The sequence below is a fragment of the Vibrio sp. 661 genome (genome assembly GCF_033339315.1).
In the GTDB taxonomy this organism is placed as follows: domain Bacteria; phylum Pseudomonadota; class Gammaproteobacteria; order Enterobacterales; family Vibrionaceae; genus Vibrio; species Vibrio alginolyticus.
The window spans coordinates 38,088-56,926 of the sequence record NZ_JAWOUJ010000016.1; the positions used below are offsets into that span (position 1 = coordinate 38,088).

Below are 18,839 nucleotides of genomic sequence, written 5' to 3' on the forward strand. Positions count from 1 at the left end.
GATTTATTTCACCTCTTTGGATGTTGAAGCAGGGATATAAGCGGTATTTTGATATTGTTCGAAGCTGTTCATTTCACTGCTCAATGCGAGTAGCTTGGTTAAAGATATTAAATAGCGGAAACGCGCCGCTGAACGTTGTGTTTCTATACTCGCGACATAAAGTTGTGCATCCACAACATCCAGAGAAGACGACAGACCCTGAGTAAATGCTTTTTCACGCAAGCGCAGGTTTTCGTTAGCGAGTTCAATGCTAGATGCGAGCCCTTGTACTTCATCAATGGCTTGCTGAGCCTCCAAGTATGTCTTTTGGACTAACAGCGATAAGTCTTGTTTGGCTTGGGACTTTAATGAGTCGACCTGCGAGACGACGCTTTGAGCGGCTTTGACTTTTTCGCTTCGCCCTGATGATTCAATCAGTGGAATGCTGACACCAACACCAACTAACCAGTCAGGCTTCATTTGGCTTGCGAGAGAATCGTCTTCATACAAGCTGTAGTCGCCGTAAAGATAAACTTCAGGGTAGTATTTCCCTTTTTCTGCTTTGATTAAGCTAGAGGCTTGTTTGTGTTTAGCGCTCAGAAGCTCTAACCCCGGATAGGTAAGCAACGTTTGATCGACAAAAGCAGTAAGAGGGGGAAGACTGTCGTTGATAAACAAAGATTCAGCGGGCTCTACGGCATCATCTTGCGCGAGTAATTTACCTAATGCAGCCTGAGCGATACTCAAATCGCTGGCTGCTTTACGTGTTTCTACAGATGCTTTATCTAAAGAAGCCTCGGCTTGCAGGCGCTCAACGTGCGCGATTTGTCCTTGCTCTTCAAGCTTAATGGCAAAATCTCGATGCTTTTTTAGCCCAGCTTCAACCGCTTGCCGCGTTGCGAGTACTTCCTTTGCCAGTACGACAGAAAAGTAGTACTTCGATAAATCTTCAAAACGCGCTTGTTGTTCCATTAAAAGCTGACTTTTCGCCTCATCCGTTTTGCCTTCTGCTGCTGATTGAGCCGCAGAAATTCTACCACCAGTAAAAATTGGCCAAATGGCACGAATAGACGAAGAGAAAATATCGCGCTCGGTTATGGTCGAAGTGGTATTAGCTAAGGCACCAAAAATAGGCTGAAAAGCAGGAGGTACGTTAATGTGTGCTCCTGTGCTGTCTAGGATCTGTTTTCCCGAAAGCGTGATATCGGTATCTAAACGCGTGTAATTCGCGCCAATGGTAACTTGAGGTAAGTTGAGATTGCTGGTGGCACTCTCTTGGTATTGGTAGTTCTCGACGTTTGAGCGTTGAGCTTTAAGAGAATAGTTGTTTTCTAGCAATAGCTGCCATGCGGTATCAAAAGTGATCGGTGCCGCATGACAGGCAAGGGAAATCGAGCTGCTAAGTAAGCCCAGTATCCAAAACTTTCCTGTTTTTTTCATAATGGCTGCTTTGTCGTAGAGTATTAGCTCTAATATAAAGGATTCGTAACTGCGTGTTAAGTAGGAGGGAAAATTGGGCAGTAGTATGCGCCCAGTTATATTTGTGCTGGGCGCGGGAGATGTTACAAATTTATTTCGTATATGGACAGTGAAACTCCGCTCTCCACTCGAGCTGACGAGAACCTCGCATCGTATTCAATAGATCTTTTCCACTCATTTGAGGGAACGATAACAGGACTTTGAGATCAGAAGTACCGCCTCCGTTTTTTTCATAAGCCCTGACGTGTGTAAATGTTGAATACATATTCTCTGACAGCATCGCCTTATTCAGGCATATTCCAAAGGTATCGCGTTCCATGTTTGGTGTTCCTTCTAACTATAAATGCACCTCTGTTTATAGTTTTCCAGTTTTCAGATGGTGTCTAAGTGTTTGTCATGTAGTCAGTATTTGTGTTTTGTTTTATTTTTGTCCAAACCACTGACATCAATGTTGAGCTTTTAATAGACTTCCAGCTTCACTGCTTTCAAACCGAAACTCTCATTGGTTTCGTTGATTAAAAATTATACGTTGTAAAGTCTAAAAACGCCTCAAAAACCGCTAAAATCGATGTGATCGCGATCATGATTTTAAGGGCAATTTATGTATGGAATTGAGTATCAGAGAGGAATGCTAAATTTGGTGAATGGTTGTAATTTTATGTTTCAGCTCGTCGATTAATTAACCGTAAACTCTGCGGTTTGTTTGCCTTCCTCACAGATTTATCACCGCGACAACGTCATGCTGTTAACTGAGTGTTAACGTTACGCTCAAGAGTGAATCACAAGGATGTATCAATGAGTTGGAAAACCATCAGCTTTCGTAAGCGGATGCTCATTATCATGACGCTATCGGGGTTGATAGAGCTGTTATTGCTTGTCGCCGCGGGGTTCACTTATCTCAAAATCAATCAAGAGCAAGAAATGGGAGAAAAAGCACTGGGTGTTGCCCGTTTTTTAGCGGACTCAGCGGTTGTTCGTGAAATGATCGAAACCCAAAACCCCCAGCCATACCAACTTCGCTTTAGAGAATTAACCGAAGCCATAGGTGCTGCATTCATCGTTATTGGCGACCATAAGGGAGTACGCTTAATCCACCCTGTTGATGAGCGGTTGGGCAAGCCAATGAGAGGTGGCGACAATCGTCGAGCGCTAGAACAGGGGTTGTCTTATGTTTCGACGGCACAGGGCTCGTTAGGTTATTCAGTTCGTGGTAAAGCTGCGATTTTTGACGAGCAAGGGAACATTATTGGTGTGGTTTCAGTTGGCTATTTGCTCGACCGACTGCAAGACCGCATCGAACCATTTTTGGCCTTTTTGATTTTAATGGTCATCGTAGTTGTCGTCGCTAATGCCATTGTATCTAATTATGCGTCGAGAAAGTTTCAGCGCGCCATTTTAGGCTTTGAACCTGAAGAGATAGGGCGGTTGTACGGCGAATTAGAAGTGACGATGAGCACCATCAAAGAGGGCGTGTTAAGCATTGATGCCCAAGGGATACTTCGCTCGATAAATCGTAGTGCCTGCCAGATTCTCGGTATTGATAGAGAATCAGCGCTCAATAAACCTTTGACTGATACGCTGCGTGATAGCGATCTATATACAGTGTTAGAAAGCGGGCAGGAAGATCATGATATTGAAATATTCCTTAATCATAAGCGCCTGATTGCAAATCGCTCTCCAATTTATGTTGATGGAAAAATCGTGGGGGCGGTATCGAGTTTCCGTTTAAGGGATGAAATCAATGATCTAACCGAGCAGCTATCACAAACCAAGGAGTATGCAGATTTGTTACGTTCGCAAACCCATGAGCATCGAAATAAGCTCAACACCATTAGTGGGCTAGTACAAATGGGTGAACTTGATGCGGTGCAAAAGTTAATTGGACAAGAAACCGCACACTATCAGGCAATGATTGAGTTTTTAAGAGATACCGTTAAAGACCCGCTAATTGCAGGTATGTTGCTTGGAAAAACTGAACGTGCTCGCGAGTTAGGCTTACAACTGGTGGTTGAGGAAGGCAGTCGTCTGGAGCCCCTGCCTGAGTGGCTAAATTCGGAAGACCTAGTCACAATTTTGGGTAATTTGATTGATAACGCTTTCGATGCCACGTTAACTTCAATTCGCGATGAATCAAATGTTGCGTCAGAACGCAGAAATATTGATGTGTCCGTTAGCGATTACGGAAATGAAGTGATACTTGAGGTGATAGATCATGGCTGTGGCCTCCCAAAAACAATGGATCCACAAACATTATTTACAAAAGGCGTTTCGACGAAATCTCGTCAAAATCGAGGTGTTGGGTTACACCTTGTCAATCAGCTTGCTACTCGATATCACGGCCATGTTGAGATGATACCCAATACAAATTATGGGACAAGAATAACGGTGTACTTACCCAAGGAAGAACAATTATGAGTATGGCGACTCGCGTAATGATCATTGAAGATGATCTGGCTATTGCTGAGCTGCACCACAAATACTTAAGCCAACTGACAGGTTTGGAAGTGATTGGAATTGCGACCACGAGAATGGAAGCAGAAATGCAACTCGACATTCTTAAGCCAGATTTACTATTGATGGATGTCTATCTTCCCGATGGCACAGGGCTTGAGATACTAAATACACTGCGTGCAAGTAACCAAACGTGTGATGTCATTTTGATTACAGCCGCAAGGGATGTCGATACATTACAACAGGCGATGAGGGGTGGCGTTGTCGATTACCTGTTAAAACCAGTGATGTTTCCACGCTTAGATGCCGCACTGAAAAAGTATGTGTCCCAACGCCAACAACTAGACATCGTAGAGAGTTTGGATCAGAACCTCGTTGATAAAATGCTGCAGTCTCACGCCAATCAAGACAACTTGCCGAACCGATTACCAAAAGGGATTGATGGTGTAACCCTAGACAAGATCAGAGAGTTGTTCCCAAGTGGCAGTGTGCTGACCGCTGATGAGGCAGGCGAAAAGATCGGCGCGAGCCGAACAACGGCGAGGCGCTATTTGGAGTATCTTATCAGCACTGGTGAACTAGAGGCTGATTTAAACTATGGCTCTGTTGGTAGGCCAGAAAGGTGCTATAAAAAAGTGACACGGTAGCGTTTATATTGATGCTCTATGCAAAATAAAAAGCGATGGCTTGTTGTAGAAACCATCGCTTTACAAATTACTGCTGTTCCGTTCTAAGAGGTTAGAAGTTGTATTCTAACTTCGCTTCGATAGAGCGCTCAGCGCCAAACCAACAGTTATTTTTGTCGTAACAAGAATAGTATTCTTTATCGAATAGATTGCTTGCAGAAAGCGTGACGCTAGCCCCTTTCATTGATTCAGATACCGTTGAGAAATCGTAACTTGCTGCTAAATCAAACAAGGTGTAGTCCGGTACTTTTTGACTATTCTGTGCATCAATTTGTGCTTCTCCGACATAGCGAACGCCAGCACTGGTACGAAGGCCTGAAAGATTTCCTTCAAAGAAGTAATTGGCCCATAGAGAGGCCGTTTGCTCAGGTACCCAAACCGGCGTTTTACCTTCTTGGTTGTAATAACTGTCCTCGGTAATCTCCATATCGGTATATGTATAGCCTAGAGTGAAATCAGCTTGTGCTGTGGCTTGCCATTTTGCCTCAAGTTCAATACCTTGTGATACCACTTCGCCCGCTTGATAGTTCGGTGCATATGGATTATTCGGATCGGTCAAGATCGCGTTTTTCTTCGTAATATGGAAGAGTGCTAAGTTACCTGAGATATCACCAGATAATGGGGCGTATTTAAAGCCTAACTCCCATTGATGACCGGTTGATGGCTCAAATGCTTTACCAGAAGAGTCGGCACCCGCAATTGGCTCAAAACTTTCCGAGTAAGTAAGATATGGCGAGAGACCAAAGTCTAGCTCATACAAACCACCGACTCGGAAAGATACGTTGGTATCGTCTAACTCTTCCTTGCTGTTGGATACTGCTCCTAGATAATCGCTAACGGCGTCTGTATTTGAATCGTATTTATCCCAACGAAGACCTGCAATCATTACAAGTTGGTCGTAACGAACTTGATCTTGGAAATAAACGCCAATCTGCTTCGTTTTGATATCTAAGTTTTGTTTGTATTGGAAATTCAGTGCATTACGATCAATGCTGTTGTGGTCAGGATTAAAAATGTCCTGAGTTAGCGAATACCCAAGCGTGTCTTTGTATTTTACATCTGAATCTAGATACTGATAATCAAGCCCGAACAATAAGTTATGTTCAAAATTTCCTGTTTTAACGTAGCCAGATAGTTGGTTGTCAATCACAAAGGATTTGGACTTTTCATCGGTTAAATAGGCATTTCGACCAACGGTACGGTTATCCGCTTCAAGTGCACCGTTATATGTGTTTTCCTGATAGGCATCGGCGGTCATGTAGCGGGCATTCTGTAGAAATTGCCAATTGTTGTTAAAGTCGTGTTGGACTTTGTAACCCATCATCAGAACTTCGCGTTCGTAAGTGTTCCAGTCCTCATCCCCCAAATAAGTGCTTGGTGACATCGAGCCAAGTGGGTTTTTAATCACTGAGCCAGACGCAGGCACAGTCGTGTAGATACCTGCTGATGGATCATTTTGATAGTAAACATTCACGTTCACTAATGTGCTTTCTGTCGCTTGCCAATTGAAAGATGGGGCGAGTACATAACGTTCATCTTCAGACGTATCGGCTTGACCATCTCGCTGTTTTGCCAGGCCGACGATACGGTAATCCACATTAGAATCACCAATTTGTCCTGTGGTGTCGAACGTCAGTTCTTTTAGGCTGTTAGTCCCTGTACTAATCGAGACAGAGTGCGAGGGTGTTGACTGAGGCGCCTTGGCGATAATGTTGACCATACCTCCTGGTGGAATATTGCCGTAAAGAACAGACGTTGGCCCTTTAAAAACCTCGATTTGCTCAAGAGCAACGGAATCGACCTGCGGTTGAAGGTTCCAACCGTTGTACAGCAAAGGAAGACCATCATAAAAGTTGGTGTAGTTAATAAAACCACGAATATTGAATAGGTCAAGTCGGGAAACGGCACCACCACGCAATTCTGTATTTACGCCAGGCGCATAACGCAATGCTTCGCTCACCGAGTTTACGCCGCGTAGGTCCATGTCATCTTTAGTGATTACCGTGATCGCTTGCGGTGTTTCCTCCGGTTCTAAAACGGTTTTAGTTGCGGTGTTTCGGTATGTTTCTCCTAGCACCGTAATCGTTTCGTGTTGGAATACGCTCTCAGTCGCATTGGCGTGGCCAGCGAGCAATGCGGATACGACGATAGCAACCGCTGAACGATGAAATCGAATCGGACTTTCCATATTTATAAATTCCACTACTTTTTCTATTTATTGATAATGATTGTTATTTGTATTCTATATTCAAAGAAATAGGAAAAGTTAACAATTTGGTGCAAAACACTAATCTTTGGAACTTATTCTTCTGTTCTTAGGTTTTAAAGATAGCGCGTCGTTTGGCTCGACAGGAATCCAATACTGCATTTGTGCTTGTTCGCTATCAACATCATAACCTTCTGGATAAAGCTCTAACTCATAACCATCGATAGCATGATAATTAGAGTAGGGTAGCCAATGTAAAATAAACCATTCCAGCGTTGAGGCGAGCTCTGATGCTTTGCCTATGTGTGTAATGACGGCGTAGGTTTGCTCAGGAACAGCCAAGAGGTCTAACCCCGAGTTGGAAGAGTTCGTTGATCTTGATGCGTTTACTGTTGGACTACACTCATAACCTGCCCAGTACTCAAGTTGTTGGTTGTTTGAATACGCTTGCGTCACATCAATCACGCCAAAGTAAGTACTTTCCGAATTATTAAGGTTTTCAGATGAATAAAGACGTGACCAAAGTGACGGTACTTTGGATTGGAAATCGGGCGTAGCAGAAAACAATCCGTGAATAGGTTCATGATAACCAGCAAGTTCAAAAGCCGGTTTTGTTTCTATTCGAACTTCAATAAAGCGCTGATGTTTTTTCTCTTCTTTTGGTGTCTTACGCAGCGTCAAAGGTTGTCTCAACCCGGAGAGTTGTTGCGTTTTTCGATATTCACGGGGGCTTTTTGAAAACATATTCCTGAACGCTCGGCTAAATGCGTGTTCAGATGTAAATCCCATTTCTATCGCTATATCTAACGAGCGGTCAGAAGTATGGATTAAGCGCTCAGCCGCAAGGCTAAGTTTAAGCTCTCTGATATAGTGAGCGACGGATACGCCAGTGTGTTGTTGAAATACGCGTTGCAGTTGCCAGCGCGACCAACAACTTGCTTTCGATATTTCATCTACGCTCAGAGTGCTGTCTAAGTTGGTGTGAATGTAGTCAAGCACCGATTGTATTCGGTTTATGGGATGTGGGTTAATGGCGCTTGATTTCATGGCGTTCTACTTTCACATTAATAGTGATTTCATTATCTTTAATTGAGTATCATTATCAATAGGATGATGAAATAAAAAGTAAGTAACACAGATCACGATAAAACTGTAATGGCTTGCAAGGATGAGTAATTATTGCCCATATTAGAGTTTTTGCTTAAATTTTGGAGCGTTCAGATGAAACTTTTTTTATCAATAAAATACAATCGCTTATGACGTTTTGTGCAACTTATTTAAACGTTTGCACTGGCAAGTGTTGATGTAAATCAAATAGTCGTAGACAATATTGCCCCGTGTCGGACTCTCCTCCAGCGAGTACAGTGTGTACTTTTGAGACATAAGTGACTTAAATGACCTCAATACGTCGTGTTTCCAAGAATCGGAAATGCAACTTCTTGAGGTTCTTTGGGCCCATAGACTTTACCTATCAACGTAATAGGTAAGACCAATTTTCTATTTTGAGGTGCCATTGATAGGGTTGGCTCATTCTCTAGCCGTATCCGGGCACACAATAAGTACCTCGTTTTTAAGGGAAAGATGATGGTAATACCAGAAAACAGCAGCATCGTTATTTTTGGTGCTTCAGGTGACCTTACGTACCGTAAGCTCATTCCTGCTTTATACCACCTCTACGCGAACAAGCAGCTTCCAGAGAATTTTGCCATTCTGGGTGTAAGTCGCACTGAATACAGTGATGAGTCTTACCGCGCGAAGCTGAAAAAATCGCTTCAGGAAATGGAAAAGACTGAGCCAGAAACGCTTGATGCATTTATTAACCATCTGCACTACCAAGCAATTAATACTTCTGACACACAAGATTACGGTAAGCTATCTTCTCGCTTAGACCAACTTGCTGACGAATATCAATTCGAGCAACGCAATACGCTTTTTTACTTAGCAACCCCACCAAGTTTGTACAGTGTGATCCCTGCAAGTCTTGCAGCACATGGTCTTAACAGTGAAGAGGATGGCTGGAAACGCCTGATCATTGAGAAACCATTCGGTTATGACCTTGAATCGGCGCGTATTCTGGACAAAGAAATTCACGAGCACTTCCAAGAGCATCAAATCTACCGAATTGACCATTACTTAGGTAAAGAAACGGTACAAAACCTACTTGTGCTTCGTTTCTCTAATGCGATGTTTGAGCCGCTTTGGAACCGTAACTTCATTGATTACGTTGAAATCACAGGCGCAGAATTCCTTGGCGTAGAGGAGCGTGGTGGTTACTACGACAACTCTGGTGCTGTGCGCGACATGTTCCAAAACCACTTGCTACAAGTATTAGCAATGGTAGGTATGGAACCACCAGCGCAAATCAATGCAGACTCGATGCGTGATGAAGTGGTAAAAGTGCTTCAATGCCTAAAGCCATTAGACGAAAACGCTCTGCGCAACGATCTAGTATTAGGCCAATACACGGCGTCTGAAGTTCGTGGGCAAAGCCTACGCGGCTACCGTGAAGAACCGGGAGTTGCAGACGATTCTCGTACAGAGACTTACATCGGTTTGAAAGCGTACATCAACAACTGGCGTTGGAATGGCGTGCCATTTTACGTGCGTACTGGTAAGCGTCTTCCAACACGCGTTACTGAGGTGGTTATCCACTTTAAACAAACACCGCATCCTGTGTTTGGTCAAAACGCACCAGAAAACAAGCTGATCATTCGTATTCAACCAGACGAAGGCATTCAAATGAGCTTTGGCTTGAAAGAGCCAGGCGCAGGCTTTGAAGCGAAGGAAGTGAAAATGAACTTCCATTACGCTGACCTGCAAGAAACGCAAATGCTAACGGCATACGAGCGCCTTCTACTTGATGCTTTGAATGGTGATGCTACGCTATTTGCACGTAGTGATGCGGTGGAAGCGTGCTGGCAATACGTACAGCCAATCTTAGATTTTAAGCAAGATCCACAATCCCTCTTCGGGTACGCATGCGGCACTTGGGGACCTAAAGAGTCAGATGACTTGTTACAGCGTGATGGCCGCGCTTGGCGTTTCCCATGTAAAAACTTAACAGATACGGATTACTGTGAACTATGATCAACCATAAGATCTACCAAACAGCAGAACAGGTAGTTGAAAGCCTAGCTAACGATATGAAAGCGTTTAGCGAAATGGGCAGACCTGTTCACATCTCTCTTTCTGGCGGCAGCACTCCTAAAATGCTGTTTAAACTACTGGCTTCAGAGGCTTACGCAACCTCCATTCAATGGGAAAACCTCCACTTTTGGTGGGGTGACGAACGTTGTGTTGCCCCTGACGATGCAGAAAGCAACTACGGTGAAGCGAACACGTTGTTGTTTAGCCAAGTAAATATTCCTGCAGAAAACATTCACCGCATCCGTGGCGAAGATGAGCCTAAAGCAGAAGCCGAGCGCTTTGCAAAAGAGATGGCAGAGGTAATCCCGAATGAAAACGGCACACCTGTGTTTGACTGGATCTTATTAGGCGTTGGTGCAGATGGTCATACAGCTTCTCTGTTCCCTGGCCAAACGAATTATGATGATGCGAACCTATCTCTTGTGGCGTCGCATCCTGAATCGGGCCAACTTCGTGTGTCGAAAACCGCACGCGTATTAGAAGCAGCGAAACGCATTAGTTACTTAGTGCTTGGTGCAGGAAAAGCGGACATTGTTGAAGAAATTAACAGTTCACCAGCACACGCACTGCCATACCCAGCGGCTAAGATTCAAGCGAAATCGGGCCTAACGGAATGGTATTTAGATTTAGACGCGGCAGCAAAAATTGCTTAAGACGCTGCTCGTCGATGAAATAAAATTGGAGAGAAACAATGAAAGGTGATATCGGTGTAATTGGCCTAGCAGTAATGGGTCAAAACCTTATCCTAAATATGAACGATCACGGCTTTAAAGTGGTTGCTCACAACCGTACTGCTGCTAAAGTAGACGAGTTCCTGGAAGGTCCAGCAAAAGGCACGAACATCATCGGTGCATACTCTCTAGAAGAACTAGTAGAGAAGCTAGAAACGCCGCGTAAAGTAATGTTGATGGTTCGCGCTGGTGACGTTGTAGACAAGTTCATCGAAGCGCTAGTACCTCTGCTAGACAAAGGCGACATCATTATTGACGGTGGTAACACTAACTACCCAGATACAAACCGTCGTGTTGCTGCACTACGTGAAAAAGGTATCCACTTCATCGGTACTGGTGTATCTGGTGGTGAAGAAGGTGCGCGCTTCGGTCCATCTATCATGCCTGGCGGTGCTGCTGAAGCATGGGAAGCGGTTAAGCCTATCTTCCAAGGTATCGCTGCGAAAACTGACGCTGGTGAGCCATGTTGTGACTGGGTTGGTAACGACGGTGCTGGTCACTTCGTTAAGATGGTACACAACGGTATCGAATACGGTGACATGCAGCTTATCACAGAAGCTTACCAGTTCATGAAAGACGGTCTTGGTATGTCTGCTGACGAGATGCAAGCAGTATTCGCTGATTGGAACAAGACTGAACTAGACAGCTACCTTGTTGAAATCACGGCTGACATCCTTGGCTACAAAGATGAAGACGGTGAGCCTCTCGTTGAGAAGATCCTAGACACAGCAGGCCAAAAAGGTACTGGTAAATGGACTGGTATTAACGCACTAGACCTAGGTATTCCACTAACACTTATCTCTGAGTCTGTATTCTCTCGTTGTCTATCTGCACTGAAAGACCAACGTGTTGAAGCTGAATCTCTATTCGGTAAGACAATCACTCCAGTTGAAGGCGACAAGCAAGAGTGGGTTGATGCACTACGTCAAGCGCTACTAGCTTCTAAGATCATCTCTTACGCTCAAGGCTTCATGCTAATGCGCGAAGCATCGAACGAGAACGGTTGGGACCTAAACTACGGTAACGTAGCCCTAATGTGGCGTGGTGGTTGTATCATCCGCTCTGCGTTCCTAGGCAACATCCGTGATGCGTACGAAGCGAACCCAGACATCGCATTCCTAGGTTCTGATGAGTACTTCAAAAACATCCTACAAGGCAGCCTAGCAGCATGGCGTAAAGTAGCAGCGAAGTCTCTAGAGTCTGGTATCCCAATGCCATGTACGATTTCTGCGCTATCTTTCCTAGACGGTTACACAACAGCTCGTCTACCAGCGAACCTGCTTCAAGCTCAACGTGACTACTTCGGTGCTCACACTTATGAGCGTATTGACCGTCCACGTGGTGAATTCTTCCACACTAACTGGACTGGTACAGGCGGCGACACAGCGTCTACAACTTACGACGTGTAATCGTTTTAAGTAAACCGACTAAATATAAAGATATAAAGGGATGCCCAAGTGGCATCCTTTTTTGTGTTTGCTTTTACGGAACTTCGAGAGCGCCTAGGCGCTCTTTTCAGTGGTCGTTTTCTTGTTTTGATAAAACCTGTCTTTTAGGTAGAGAATTGCACTGACCACAAGAGCCACTAAAGAAACAGTAAATAGGGCGTACATGCTGAGAATCCATGCGAATGTGGCCGTCAAGAATGCGATGAAGGAAAACATCCTGCTGAAAGACATCACATGGCCAAGTTTGTTACTTTTCATAAACGCCTCCCGAAGCTAAGTGGGGATAGACAATTGTGGTCATATGCCACACTTTTAATTGTCTGCTCTTTTGGGGCGTTTCACACAAAAAAGTGGCTAAAGATTTCTCAAAAAAGGTGAAATATTGAACTGGTAGACAAATCGTTAAACTGAGTTGCACAGATATGACTTCGGTTGTCTATCACTTCAAAGTTTTTAACTACGCAGATTAAGGGCATGTAGCGTTATTATTATCGTATTCGAACTCTACGATACACAATTGCAAGTGAACCTACACTCGTAAGCTCATCCCTGTCGTCAGTTACAGTAAAAGCTTTTTTCTCTGTTTAACAATACCTTAGTAACTACGGGCAATTAAATCTGTTTTTCGATCGAAACTCAGATTGCACAAAAGGTGAAAAAGAGTGCTAGGTAAGCCTCTAAACTACGCCTATAATTAGCGCCCACATGGAGGATGTTTATTATATGAACATCCTTTATTTTTTGAAACTAGCAACAAGGATCCAGTAAAACATGTTTTTCTGGTTTTGTTTACGTCGACCAAGAAGGTAATTAACACAGCAAATTGAGGTTCTAAGATGACTCTTAACAAGTACTTTGTTTTCATTCCAGCAGAATTGGAACAGGAAATGCACAAGGACAATCAAGTGATCTCTGAGAAGGAAACTCAACGTCAGGCATTAGTAAAACAGGCACAACAACAAGGCGGCCTGTAAGCTAGGTTTCAAAGAGAAAGAGCACCGCAACGGTGCTCTTTTTGTATCTGAGGTCGTAGAATTAACTTAATATGCCAAGGCTTTTCAACTTTCTGTAAATGGTATTTCGGCTCACACCAAGCATACGAGACGTTTTGCTAATGTTCCCCTGATTGGCTTGATATGTTTTGAGCAACTTATCTTCGACGGTTGCACGCAGTTCTGAAGTTGGTTCAGCGGATGCTGCTCCTTCTTGAGCTTGGCTGAGTTTCTTACTTAGGTGGGCTGGGACGTGTGTGAGTTCCAATATTTCTTCACCTTGCGCCATTAAGGCGGATACTTTGATTAAACTATCGAGTTCACGCAAATTTCCTGGCCATGAGTAAGACAGCATCAGAGAAAGTAGGTGAGGGCAAAGCTGTTGTTCAGATTCGGCGTGACGCCGATGAATGTTCTCAATCAGTTGTCGTTTGTCATCACGTTCCTCAAAGCGAGGTAGCTCAATGATCAAGCCATTAAGGCGATAATACAAATCTTGGCGGAACAATCCTTCGCTGACCAAATGTTCCAGATCTTTATGCGTGGCTGCAATGATTTGCGTATCGACTTGAATACTTTGGTTTGAACCCACGGGAAGCACGGTTTTATCTTGCAATACATGGAGCAAGCGGCTTTGAGCTTCCAAGGGTAAATCTGCGATTTCATCCAGAAACAAAATCCCTTTGTGTGCTTGGCGAATTTTTCCCTGATAGCCTTTGCTGTTTGCGCCAGTAAAGGCACCGGCTACGTAGCCAAACAATTCAGATTCAACCAGATCTTTTGGTAGCGCTCCGCAGTTAACGGAAACCAACGGTCCCGTTTTTCTCTGGCTGTTTTTATGAAGCGCTTTCACAAACTCGTTTTTGCCAACACCAGTCTCTCCGAGAATCAACAAACTGATGTCTTTATCGATGACGCGATTAGCTTGCTGCCAACAGTGCTCAACAGCGGAGTCGCCATAATGAAGATCATTGGACGCCGCTACAGCACGAGACTTGACCTTGCTATCTTTATCGGTAAGCGGTTTTGTTTTGAAAACGAAAGGGTGCTCATTTCCCCGAGTGGATAGAATGTCGTCTAAGGATTGCCCAATGATACTTTTTTGCGCAAAAAGTTGAAAGGCTACTTGATTGTGAGCCAAAACTTGTCCGTCTTCATTTGCAATGATAATTCCTTGCCAACCACTATTCAGTAAACCTTTTTCGCACGCTAAATCCACACGAATATGCCCTTGTGGAATCAAGTTAAGTAGTTGATTCTCCACTTGCTGGACCATGTTTTGTACTAGTACTTGCGTTGAGAAGTCATGTCTCTTTTGCTCGCTCGTAATATCTAATACGCCAATGAGGTTACCAAGATGATCGAAAATAGGATTAGCCGAACAGCTAATAAAACGATGGTGTTGGATAAAGTGCTGATCACCAATAACAGAAACGGGCTTTGCTTCAACCAAGGCTGTACCAATCGCGTTGGTGCCTTTGACCTTTTCTTGCCAGCATGCACCAGAGCTTAGCGAGATTTCCGTTAACTTTTCACGAAATCTAGGCTGTCCCCAACTGCCGATGATGACACCATCTGAATCCGTCAAAATTAAGCGACTGTCGCTATGAGCAAATAGCTGATTAAACAAAGGGAGCGCAAATTGAGTGACTGTCTCTAGCAAAAAATTGAGTTGGTGACGCCTATCTTGGAGCGTCGCTGGCGTTACTCGAATATCTTCAGGGCGTCGACGCTGTTTTAAACCCGCTTGTTCACTTCTGACCCATGAAGTTGAAAGCCAATTGTTATCGCTAATATGTTGAAGTTCCATGACTGTACCATTTTGTCACAGTGAGGGTGTGCCATTTTGGAACACTTGAACATTGGTGTTCACACCATACATCCGCTCAAACATCGCTCACTTGGTTTGTTATCGCTTGGTAATCATAGTTTTACATTTAATTAACAACAAGTGTGGCGTAGTTGGCGTGTGACTTGCGTAATGCTCTTTGTGAACAGTGCGATACGACACTGCAATAACACATTGAACGAGAAACAAAAGGAAGAGTTATGATCTATGCACAGCCAGGTAGTGAAAATGCCATTGTTAACTTTAAATCGCATTACGATAACTTTATCGGTGGGGAATGGGTAAAACCAACGGGTGGTGAGTACTTTGACAATATCTCACCAATCAACGGACAAGCGTATTGTAAAGTTGCTCGTTCTGGCGAGGAAGATATTAATTTAGCACTGGATGCCGCGCACAACATCAGAGCAAAATGGGCCAAAACCAGCGTGACAGAACGTTCGAACATCTTGCTGAAAATTGCTGACCGTATTGAGCAGCATCTAGAAGAGCTTGCAGTTGCAGAAACTTGGGAAAACGGCAAACCAGTTCGCGAAACCTTGGCGGCAGATTTACCTTTAGTAGTGGATCACTTCCGTTACTTCGCTGGCTGTATTCGCGCACAAGAAGGCAGTGCGGCAGAACTGGATGAGCACACCGCAAGCTACCACTTCCCAGAACCGATTGGTGTGGTTGGTCAAATTATTCCGTGGAACTTCCCAATGTTGATGGCGGCTTGGAAACTAGCACCGGCACTAGCGGCGGGTTGCTGTGTGGTATTGAAGCCAGCAGAGCAAACCCCAACATCCATTCTGGTTCTGATGGAAAAAATCGGTGACCTTCTTCCTCCTGGTGTCATCAACGTTGTAAACGGATATGGTTCTGAAGCGGGTCAAGCATTAGCAACCAGCAACCGCATTGCGAAACTCGCTTTTACCGGGTCTACGCAAGTTGGCAACCACATTCTGAAATGTGCAGCAGACAACTTGATCCCATCGACAGTTGAGTTAGGTGGTAAATCTCCAAACATCTACTTCTCAGATATCTTCGATTACGAAGATGAGTATCTTGATAAGTGTATCGAAGGTACGTTACTTGGTTTCTTCAACCAAGGTGAAGTTTGTACTTGTCCATCTCGCGTACTGGTTCATGAAGCGATTTATGACAAGTTTGTAGAGAAACTGACGGAACGTGCACAGCTGATTAAACAAGGTAATCCGCTCGATACCGATACTCAAGTCGGTGCTCAGGCTTCTCAAGAACAGTTTGATAAGATTTTAAGTTACCTGGAAATCGGCCGTGAAGAAGGCGCAAAAGTGGTCTTTGGTGGTGGAGTGTCAGAACAGCCAGAGTCTATCAACCAGGGGTACTACATTCAGCCAACCATGTTGGAAGGCCACAACAAGATGCGAATCTTCCAAGAAGAAATCTTTGGCCCAGTGATTGCTATCACCAAATTCAAAGATGAGGCTGAAGCGTTGGAAATCGCAAACGACACCGAATATGGCTTAGGCGCAGGTGTTTGGACACGTGATGCGAACGTCGCATATCGTATGGGCCGTAATATTGAAGCTGGTCGAATCTGGATCAACTGTTACCACGCTTACCCTGCACACGCAGCGTTCGGTGGTTACAAAAAATCGGGTATCGGGCGCGAAACGCACAAGATGATGCTGGATCACTACCAGAACACGAAGAACTTGCTGATTAGCTACAGCATCGACCCGTTAGGCTTCTTCTAGTGAAACTAAGTAATTAATAAAGAAAAAGCAGTATGAATCAAAACCCCGAATCTTCGGGGTTTTTTATTAGCGTGAGCTTGTCGGCTGAAGGGTAACTTAGATGTTTAACCTGCTTATATTGTGATATCAGGAACGTTGAATTATCGCCACTTTTCGTTCCATAAGCTTTTCTACGGCGGCGTTTTGCTTGTCAATATTGAGTTGTGGATCAAAGTCCAAAACGCGATTGCAAGATTCGAGACTGGCAAATTGATTTAAACATTCACCAAGCTCTCTTTTAGAGCTTGTTCGCATCAGACTGCTTTCTGATGAGGAGAGTAGGGTGACTTTACGGCCATGAAACGTTCCTTGCGGCACTGCATCACTTTGCTGCGCTTGTTGAGCGTCATGAACCGATGAATTGGTGTATGTGGATTGGATGTCATTGGACATAAAGACACCTAAACTCTCAAGTCTAAAGTTTGTGGCATCGGTGGTGCCTCATCAATGGTTACATGAGAAGACAATAACGCTTCCCACGACTCGCTGTGCGTCAGCAATTCTGCTAAAGCTGTTTCAAAATATTCGTAATCCAGTCGCCTAATGTTAATGAGTCGGTTTAAACATAGGACATGTCGGTGGTTATCTAAACTAAAAAATAACTGGTGCTCAGGCCAGTGATAATTAAAGGCCAAGAAAGAACGATAAAGATCGGAATTTACAATTTGAAGGCCAACAATCTCAGCTTCGAGCTGCAGAGTTGTCGATTCAGGATGAAAGATGATATGCACCCTTAGATTATCATCAAAGGCTAAGCTTACTTCATTTTCCGTTAGATGCAGTGCAGGCAAGCCTATTTGATGAGCAAACTTTAGCAAAATCTCATCGATAGTTTGGCGTGCTGACATAGGAATAGTCCCTTTTGAAATTTTATCAAGGAAAATATTAGATGTATCTCTTCATGTTTATCAATATTAGTCGGTTGTTATTATATTTTGGCTTTTAAATGTGTTGAGAGAAATAGAAAGGCAAAAGTAAATGTGTTCAGATGCATATCTCGATGGTAATGATATATATGAATATCATTTTTCTCTAATAAACTTCAATTAAGGAAGGAATGAAAGTGAGCAGAAACTGCTTTTGAAATTACAGTCCATGTTAACTACGTGTTGTTGAAAAATGCGATTTATTGTCCGCTTGTAGTATAAATATAAGTTGATCTTTTATATTTTTACATAAAGAATTGTGTGGATTTCAAATGAGCTAGATTATATAAAATAAGTTTATGGGGTCATAATGAACAATTCTATATGGGCTGGTTTTATTGGGTTATTCATACTGAGTGGGTGCAGTCAGACTGTGTCCGTCAATGGGGTGGATGACTTTGATACACAGAGTCAGGCATCAGTCTATGGTTGGGTTTCTGTCGACGGCTACTTTCCACCTTCGATTACTTCTCTTGAAGTGGAAATATGTAAAGTTATTGATAATCAATGTCTTAAATCGGTATCTCAGAGCTACCAAGGCGTTCAGTTGCCTGTGCAGTATTCGTTTTTAATTGCACCAATTCAAGCTGGTGAAGGAAAAATGAAGATTATTGGAAAGCTTTATTCAAACGGTGAACTCGTTGCGGAAAAAGAAAAGAACTATTTATTTTTAGAGGGAAATAAACAAGAAAACTTGATTCTTGTTCCAAAAATAAACAGATAAAATTTTAAGCACTACATTTTTATTAGAATTTTCTAATTTATAAAAATAAAGACTATATCTTTCCTGTTGTGAAAGATTTGTTGTCTTTTATAAACATTAATTACATGACTTTGAAGTCATCGGGTCAGTTGTTTTTTAGACTCATACTTGTTGCAAAAACAGTATTTTTTATGATTATATCTCGCTCCTTGAACACGTTGGCTTGGCGTTTTAGGCTATAAAATATACATTTTTATGATTTTGGAAATTTAATTTTGTTCTCGAAACGGTGCCGAAATCTATTTAATTGTATTCTAATGTATAACAAAACAACCAAACTTAAATAACGAAATGATATTTAAGTTTTGGCTAATGATAAACGCTATCTGATAAAAATAATAAAGACGGACAGCAGAAATTTACTAAGTCAAACCTTTACCTTCAGGTAAAGGTAATGCTTGGGTTATTTGCTAATTATTCGG

General features: G+C 43.2%; 16 protein-coding genes. 8 read left to right on the plus strand and 8 right to left on the minus strand.

All coding sequences use genetic code 11. From position 1 onward, the window contains the following. Nucleotides 1-3 precede the first annotated feature (3 nt). Entirely contained in the window at nucleotides 4-1,419 is a 1,416-nt protein-coding gene (locus R7P69_RS20165) for a TolC family protein (RefSeq protein ID WP_005387166.1), read from the minus strand. Between the two features lie 130 nt (nucleotides 1,420-1,549). Continuing rightward, nucleotides 1,550-1,777 (minus strand): hypothetical protein, encoded by a 228-nt coding sequence (locus R7P69_RS20170; RefSeq protein ID WP_005377125.1) that lies wholly within the window; start codon nucleotides 1,775-1,777, stop codon nucleotides 1,550-1,552. 476 nt (nucleotides 1,778-2,253) lie between these two features. On the opposite strand from R7P69_RS20170, the gene R7P69_RS20175 reads away from it, so the two are divergent. Both R7P69_RS20175 and R7P69_RS20180 read left to right on the plus strand, forming a co-directional pair. Further along, complete coding sequence (locus R7P69_RS20175; protein ID WP_053306993.1) at nucleotides 2,254-3,873, plus strand: sensor histidine kinase; 1,620 nt, start codon at nucleotides 2,254-2,256, stop codon at nucleotides 3,871-3,873. Further along, nucleotides 3,870-4,556: a response regulator gene (locus R7P69_RS20180; RefSeq protein WP_238951955.1), complete on the plus strand. Its 687-nt coding sequence runs from the start codon at nucleotides 3,870-3,872 to the stop codon at nucleotides 4,554-4,556. The genes R7P69_RS20175 and R7P69_RS20180 overlap by 4 nt, the downstream gene beginning before the upstream one ends. Before the next feature lie 91 nt (nucleotides 4,557-4,647). Here R7P69_RS20180 and R7P69_RS20185 read toward each other — a convergent pair whose 3' ends face one another. Both R7P69_RS20185 and R7P69_RS20190 read right to left on the minus strand, forming a co-directional pair. Beyond that, on the minus strand, nucleotides 4,648-6,783 hold the full coding sequence (locus R7P69_RS20185) for a TonB-dependent siderophore receptor (protein WP_104979271.1): 2,136 nt from the start codon (nucleotides 6,781-6,783) through the stop codon (nucleotides 4,648-4,650). A 99-nt stretch (nucleotides 6,784-6,882) separates the two neighbouring features. After that, on the minus strand, nucleotides 6,883-7,848 hold the full coding sequence (locus R7P69_RS20190; RefSeq protein ID WP_104979270.1) for a helix-turn-helix domain-containing protein: 966 nt from the start codon (nucleotides 7,846-7,848) through the stop codon (nucleotides 6,883-6,885). Between the two features lie 537 nt (nucleotides 7,849-8,385). Here R7P69_RS20190 and zwf point away from each other — a divergent pair. From zwf to gnd, 3 genes are read left to right on the plus strand one after another with little or no spacing between them, the layout of a single operon-like run. Next, on the plus strand, nucleotides 8,386-9,888 hold the full coding sequence (zwf, locus tag R7P69_RS20195; RefSeq protein WP_017634563.1) for a glucose-6-phosphate dehydrogenase: 1,503 nt from the start codon (nucleotides 8,386-8,388) through the stop codon (nucleotides 9,886-9,888). After that, nucleotides 9,885-10,601, plus strand: a complete 717-nt coding sequence (pgl, locus tag R7P69_RS20200) for a 6-phosphogluconolactonase (RefSeq protein WP_005387158.1) — start codon at nucleotides 9,885-9,887, stop codon at nucleotides 10,599-10,601. The genes zwf and pgl overlap by 4 nt, the downstream gene beginning before the upstream one ends. Before the next feature lie 38 nt (nucleotides 10,602-10,639). Next, nucleotides 10,640-12,088, plus strand: a complete 1,449-nt coding sequence (gene gnd / locus R7P69_RS20205; RefSeq protein WP_005377160.1) for a decarboxylating NADP(+)-dependent phosphogluconate dehydrogenase — start codon at nucleotides 10,640-10,642, stop codon at nucleotides 12,086-12,088. Between the two features lie 93 nt (nucleotides 12,089-12,181). Here gnd and R7P69_RS20210 read toward each other — a convergent pair whose 3' ends face one another. After that, nucleotides 12,182-12,385 (minus strand): hypothetical protein, encoded by a 204-nt coding sequence (locus R7P69_RS20210; protein WP_005377162.1) that lies wholly within the window; start codon nucleotides 12,383-12,385, stop codon nucleotides 12,182-12,184. A 578-nt stretch (nucleotides 12,386-12,963) separates the two neighbouring features. On the opposite strand from R7P69_RS20210, the gene R7P69_RS20215 reads away from it, so the two are divergent. Continuing rightward, nucleotides 12,964-13,101, plus strand: coding sequence for a hypothetical protein (locus tag R7P69_RS20215; RefSeq protein ID WP_005377165.1), 138 nt, complete (start codon nucleotides 12,964-12,966; stop codon nucleotides 13,099-13,101). 61 nt (nucleotides 13,102-13,162) lie between these two features. On the opposite strand, the gene R7P69_RS20220 is transcribed toward R7P69_RS20215, so the two are convergent. Then, entirely contained in the window at nucleotides 13,163-14,929 is a 1,767-nt protein-coding gene (locus R7P69_RS20220) for a sigma-54-dependent Fis family transcriptional regulator (RefSeq protein ID WP_203345984.1), read from the minus strand. Between the two features lie 239 nt (nucleotides 14,930-15,168). On the opposite strand from R7P69_RS20220, the gene R7P69_RS20225 reads away from it, so the two are divergent. Beyond that, nucleotides 15,169-16,689: an aldehyde dehydrogenase family protein gene (locus R7P69_RS20225; protein ID WP_005377169.1), complete on the plus strand. Its 1,521-nt coding sequence runs from the start codon at nucleotides 15,169-15,171 to the stop codon at nucleotides 16,687-16,689. Between the two features lie 126 nt (nucleotides 16,690-16,815). Here the strand turns inward: R7P69_RS20225 and exsE2 are convergent, their stop codons facing one another. Next, nucleotides 16,816-17,121, minus strand: a complete 306-nt coding sequence (exsE2, locus tag R7P69_RS20230; RefSeq protein ID WP_005387156.1) for a T3SS regulon translocated regulator ExsE2 — start codon at nucleotides 17,119-17,121, stop codon at nucleotides 16,816-16,818. An 8-nt stretch (nucleotides 17,122-17,129) separates the two neighbouring features. Further along, entirely contained in the window at nucleotides 17,130-17,576 is a 447-nt protein-coding gene (gene exsC, locus R7P69_RS20235; RefSeq protein ID WP_005377174.1) for a type III secretion system regulatory chaperone ExsC, read from the minus strand. Between the two features lie 388 nt (nucleotides 17,577-17,964). Here exsC and R7P69_RS20240 point away from each other — a divergent pair, with 388 nt between their 5' ends. Further along, nucleotides 17,965-18,378 carry a YscW family type III secretion system pilotin gene (locus tag R7P69_RS20240; RefSeq protein WP_031778954.1) on the plus strand — a complete coding sequence of 138 codons (414 nt, stop codon included), beginning with the start codon at nucleotides 17,965-17,967 and terminating at the stop codon, nucleotides 18,376-18,378. Nucleotides 18,379-18,839: the final 461 nt, after the last annotated feature.